We start from the raw sequence: 2161 nt of genomic DNA on the forward strand, positions 1-2161 counted from the left end.
TCGCCGACGAGGGCGAGGACCTCGCCGTGCCGCAGCGTCAGGCGCACGTCGGACAGCGCCACCACCCGGGCACCGGCCGCCACGCCCAGGGCCACCGCCGACAACCCCACCCCGCCGCAGCCGTGCACCGCCAGCCACTCCCCGGGGCGCACCGCACCCACGTCCAGCACCGCCCGGAACGCCGTCGCCACCCGGCAGCCCAGCGCCGCCGCCGTCGCCGGCGCCATCGACCCCGGCAACCGCACCAGGTTCACGTCGGCGTGCTCCAGCACCACCAGCTCCGCGAACGAACCCCAGTGCGTGAACCCCGGCTGCCGCTGCCGCCCGCACACCTGCTGCTGGCCCGCCGCGCACTGCGCGCACGAGCCGCACGCGTTCACGAACGGCGCCGTCACCCGGTCCCCCGGCCGCCAGCCGCGCACGTCCGCACCGACCGCCACCACCTCACCGGCCAGCTCGTGCCCGGGCACGTGCGGCAGCACCACGTCCGGGTCGTGACCCTGCCAGGCGTGCCAGTCGCTGCGGCACACCCCCGTCGCCGCCACCCGCACCACCGCGCCGTGCGGCGGCGGCACCGGGTCCGGCACCGTGCTCGGCCGCAGCGGGGCGCCGAACTCCTCGACGACGAGGGCGCGCACCTCAGGAGCGCTGGTCGAGGACGTCGACGAGCTGCGCCGCCACGCCCGTGTACGACCCCGGGGTCAGCGCCGCCAGCCGCTCCGCCTCCGCGGCCGGCAACCCCAGACCCGCCACGAACTCCCGCATCGCCGCGGCGTCCACCCGCCGCCCGCGCGTCAGGTCCTTCAGCCGCTCGTACGGGTTGGGCAGCCCGTGCACCCGCATCACCGACTGCACCGCCTCGCCCAGCACCTCCCACGTCGCGTCCAGGTCCGCGGCCAGCGCCGCGGGGTTCGCGTCCAGACCCGCCAGGCCCTTGCGGACGTTCTCCAGCGCCAGCAGCGAGTGCCCGAACGCCACCCCGATGTTGCGCTGCATCGAGGAGTCGGTCAGGTCCCGCTGCAGCCGGGACGTCGTCAGCGTCTCCTCCAGCACCCGGAACAACGCCTGCGACACCTCCAGGTTCGCCTCGGCGTTCTCGAACCGGATCGGGTTCACCTTGTGCGGCATCGTGGACGAACCGACCGTGCCCTGACCGCGCACCTGTGCGAAGTAGCCGTAGGAGATGTACGTCCACACGTCGGTGCAGAGGTTGTGCAGCACCCGGCCGAACCGGGCGACGTCGGCGTACAGCTCCGCCTGCCAGTCGTGGGACTCGATCTGCGTGGTCAGCGGGTTCCACGTCAGGCCCAGGCCCGTGACGAACTCCCGCGACACCGCCGGCCAGTCCGTGCCGGGCACCGCGGTGGCGTGCGCGGCGTAGGTGCCGGTGGCGCCGTTGAACTTGCCGAGGAACTCCGCGGCGTCCACCCGCGCCAGCTGCCGGCGCAGCCGGTGCGCGAGCACCGCCAGCTCCTTGCCCAGCGTCGTCGGGGTCGCCGGCTGCCCGTGGGTGCGGGCCAGCATCGGCAGCTCGCGCAGCTCGCGGGCCATCCGCGCCACGTCGTCGGCGACCGCGTGCGCGGCCGGCAACCACACCTGCTGCACCGCGTCGCGCACCATCAGCGCGTAGGAGAGGTTGTTGACGTCCTCGCTGGTGCAGAACAGGTGGACGAGCTCGGCGACGTCCTCCAGCGAGGTGCCCGCCAGCCGACGCTTGACCCAGTACTCGACGGCCTTGACGTCGTGCACCGTCTCCCGCTCGATCTCGGCCAGCTCCGCGACGGCGGCGGCGTCGAAGCCCACCGGCAGCCGCCGCAGCAGGGCGATCTCCTCGCCGGTGAGGCGGCGCACCCCGGGCACGACGTCGCGGGTGCCGAGGTGGACGAGCCACTCGACCTCGACGTGGATGCGGCGGCGGTTCAGCGCGGCCTCGGACAGGTGCTCGGCCAGCGGGGCGACGCTCGCGCGGTAGCGGCCGTCGAGGGGGCCGAGCGCGGGGGCGCCGAGGTCGGCGGGGGCGTCCGCGGGGGCCTGCGTGCGGGGGGCGGAGGGCGTGGGCACGTGCGCCATGGTCCCACCGGCGCGCGGGTGCTCGCGGCTCCCCGGCGCCCATCTCCGGGTTCGGGCGCTCCACAGGCCCTGTCGGAGCGCCCGAACCCGG

At 75.4% G+C, this 2161-nt stretch carries 2 protein-coding genes; both read right to left on the minus strand.

Annotated elements, in window-relative coordinates; genetic code table 11:
* A partial coding sequence (locus ABEB16_RS18990; RefSeq protein ID WP_345713774.1) for an alcohol dehydrogenase catalytic domain-containing protein occupies nucleotides 1–638 on the minus strand: 638 nt, incomplete at its 3' end.
* Nucleotide 639: 1 nt separating this feature from the next.
* Nucleotides 640–2070 (minus strand): adenylosuccinate lyase, encoded by a 1431-nt coding sequence (gene purB / locus ABEB16_RS18995; RefSeq protein WP_425560257.1) that lies wholly within the window; start codon nucleotides 2068–2070, stop codon nucleotides 640–642.
* Nucleotides 2071–2161: the final 91 nt, after the last annotated feature.

Source organism: Kineococcus glutinatus (assembly GCF_039542765.1).
In the GTDB taxonomy this organism is placed as follows: Bacteria; Actinomycetota; Actinomycetes; order Actinomycetales; family Kineococcaceae; genus Kineococcus_A; species Kineococcus_A glutinatus.

Excerpts from the sequence above, each read along its gene's own strand:
- purB (WP_425560257.1), bottom strand. The coding sequence starts at position 2,070 with ATGGCGCACGTGCCCACGCCCTCCGCCCCCCGCACGCAGGCCCCCGCG.